Annotated in this window: 2 protein-coding genes; both read left to right on the top strand. The window is 43.3% G+C overall.

The annotated features are described in order from the left end of the window. The coding region (locus tag A3738_RS01095; protein ID WP_304440051.1) for a GNVR domain-containing protein at positions 1-320 on the top strand (320 nt) is incomplete at its 5' end. A gap of 18 nt (positions 321-338) precedes the next feature. Continuing rightward, positions 339-637: NAD(P)-dependent oxidoreductase (locus A3738_RS01090; protein ID WP_156503861.1), on the top strand; the 299-nt coding region annotated here is incomplete at its 3' end.

Genomic DNA, 637 nt, shown 5'->3' with positions numbered 1-637 from the left:
TTAATAAAATCAATTCCAAACTAAAAGCGCGTGACGCCGAAGAAGCACAAAAAAACGTCAGCTTCCTAAAGCAACAAATTGAAGAAACTCCACTCGCAAGCATGCAGAGTGTTTTCTACGACCTCATTGAAGACCAAACCAAAGTGCTCATGCTTGCCAAAGGCTCTACCGAATACGTTTTTAAAACCGTCAGCGAGTCGCGTGTATCGGAAGAAAAGTCCAAACCAAAACGCGCTTTGATATGTATCTTCGGTGCGATGCTTGGTGGCCTGCTCGGCTGTATTATTGCCCTAATACGGGGCTTAAAGAATCAAGATTGAAAGATGGAATTGGATAAAATGAAAAAAATATTGGTTACAGGGGCGGGCGGTTACATAGGTAGCGTGTTAGTGCCAAAGTTGTTGGAAAAAGGCTATGCAGTTGTTGCTCTAGATAGGTATTTCTTCGGTCAGGATAAGCTTACTCCCCATGCAAACCTTCAGATTGTGGTCGAGGATTCTCGCAAGATTCCAGAAAGTCTTTTTGAGGGTGTCTATGGTGTGATTGATCTGGTCGCAATAAGCAATGATCCGAGTGGCGAATTGTTTCAAGACGTGACTTGGGAAATAAATCATCAAAGTCGTGTGCGAACTGCCAA

Source organism: Oleiphilus sp. HI0066, from assembly GCF_001635725.1.
Note: the sequence above shows the minus strand (reverse complement) of the source record. Positions and strands in the feature narration are given on the sequence as shown.